Raw genomic sequence first — 2,078 nt, 5'->3', positions numbered from 1 at the left:
TAACCGAATACGCTGATCGATTAATGAAAGAAAATGATTAAAAAACAAAATGCATCTCAACAAAATAAGAGATGCGTTTTATAAATTTGTTACGTTCCGATTGTATTTTATTGCTTTTATTTGCATAACTAAAAATCATAAACATTGTAACAGCAACGATTTTGGGCGATTTTGTTTTACTTTGTGTTTTATTATGGAGCTATGTTGTTTTGAATAGGCATTGACAAATATCAGATAGTGGTATAATGAAATCAACCAAAATAGTAATTATATGCAACGTTGCATGAAATATAAACTCCAGAGTAGTGGCTCTGGAGTTTTCATTTTGTTTTGGTGTTATATCGTTTTTTAGAAAAATGATAATTTCTATTTTTTCTATCTATTAAGATTGTTTGACACATCTAATAATATTTGACATCTTTTATATTATCTATGATAACGATGGTGTAAATGTAATTGATGAACCAAAGTAAAGGAGTATGTATTATGAGAAAAGAGAAAAAGGAACGCTATTCATTGCGTAAATTAGGTAACCATGTCGTTTCTGTGGCAGTATCCGCTATTGTTCTTAGTGGAGGAAATGTTTTAGCTCATGCAGAGACATCATTAAATGACAGTCAAGAAGAAAATGTTTCAGAAGAAAACGTTTCATAAGAAAATGTTGTAGAAGAGAATGCTTCAAATGACGATAATTCAGAAGTTTCAAAAGTTTCAGAAGATAGTGAAACTGTTGAAAAAGAATTAGAAGTTGGAAATGAATTAGTAAGTCCAACTGTAGGAGAAAATAGAGCTAATCCAACACAGCAACAAACCGTTTCGGCTGAGATACTAATTGAGATTGATTGCAAGAGTGAAAATGGCGAAGACAAATTAGTGACAGTAGATGAAAATCTATATAATGATAAAATCATTAACCATGTTTTTGGTGGAGCACCTACAGGTGAAGTTTTAGATGCATTTAAAAAAATAAAATTTACAGTTTTGGATATTACCGATAAAGAAAATGTAAAAGAAGTAAATGCTGAGGCTGTCCTAGGTAACCTTGACCGTATGAGCTTAGGCTCATATTATATAAATAATCTTGAAAAAGGCAAAAAATATGTAATCCAAGTGCAATTAGATTCTATTCCTGACGGATATTTTTATTATTTTGAAAAATTTGAAAATGGTTCTGATCAACCTTCTACTGCATTTTTAGATCCTACAAAACTAAAAGATGGTGTTATTGTTGATACAGATCAAATGGGCAATAATCTATTTGGACACATTCGACTTCATTTACGTGTTATGGATGTAATCTTTGCTAAAGATAAAGAAACAGCAGAGCATATCTATAATTTTAAAGAATGGGTAAGCGAAAATGATGGGCAAACATATTGGGACATTTTATCATGGAATAAAGATTTAAAAGAAGGCGTAGATTATAAGAAAGCCTGTGTCAATAAGGATCGTTCTGTCACAATTCCAGAAGGGTTCCAAAAAGAAGGTTATAAACCATTAGGGTGGGTCTTTAGCTACGATGGATGGAAAGATCAATCGGGCAAAGCAAAAGAATTTAGTTTTGAAGGTATGTTGAAATCTAAGTATTTCAATCAATTTGGACATCCATTCCAAGAATTTAGAACAGACACTGGTATTAATTCTATTGACGCTGTGCTTAAAGCTCACTCTTATAGCGTTTACTTGAAGTCGATGCTTCCAGAAGTTACTTTTAATTATAACTTTGCCAATGATCAAGGTGATACATTAAGTCAGAAGCAAAATGTTTTTTATGGTAAATCATTTTCAAATAATAAAACGACGACAGAAGAACTACCAAATATAGAAGTTACTCCAGAACGTGAGGGTTATGTTTTCTTAGGCTGGAATACTTCAAGTGATGGAAGCGGAGATACCTTTGATGCAAATACAATTGTCAATGATAATTTAACAGTTTATGCAATGTGGGCGAAATCACAATCTGCCACTGCAACGGTTATTGACCAAGATGGTGCAGGACTAAAAGGTCAGACGGTAGAAGTGTATGATGCCGACGATGCTCATGTTGGAACAATTACAACAGATGAACGTGGACTCGG

2 protein-coding genes are annotated in these 2,078 nt (G+C 32.6%); both read left to right on the top strand.

The genetic code is table 11. The features are described 5' to 3' along the window. Positions 1–486 precede the first annotated feature (486 nt). Positions 487–654, top strand: coding sequence for a YSIRK-type signal peptide-containing protein (locus C231_RS08500; RefSeq protein ID WP_018659991.1), 168 nt, complete (start codon positions 487–489; stop codon positions 652–654). Between the two features lie 219 nt (positions 655–873). Beyond that, positions 874–2,078, top strand: a 1,205-nt coding sequence (locus C231_RS08125) for an InlB B-repeat-containing protein (protein ID WP_018659990.1), incomplete at its 3' end; no start/stop codon positions are given.

It is taken from the genome of Allofustis seminis DSM 15817, from assembly GCF_000374325.1.
Classification (GTDB): domain Bacteria; phylum Bacillota; class Bacilli; order Lactobacillales; family Carnobacteriaceae_A; genus Allofustis; species Allofustis seminis.
This window is presented reverse-complemented; position numbering and strand designations above follow the sequence as displayed.

Excerpts from the sequence above, each read along its gene's own strand:
- C231_RS08500 (WP_018659991.1), top strand. The coding sequence starts at position 487 with ATGAGAAAAGAGAAAAAGGAACGCTATTCATTGCGTAAATTAGGTAAC.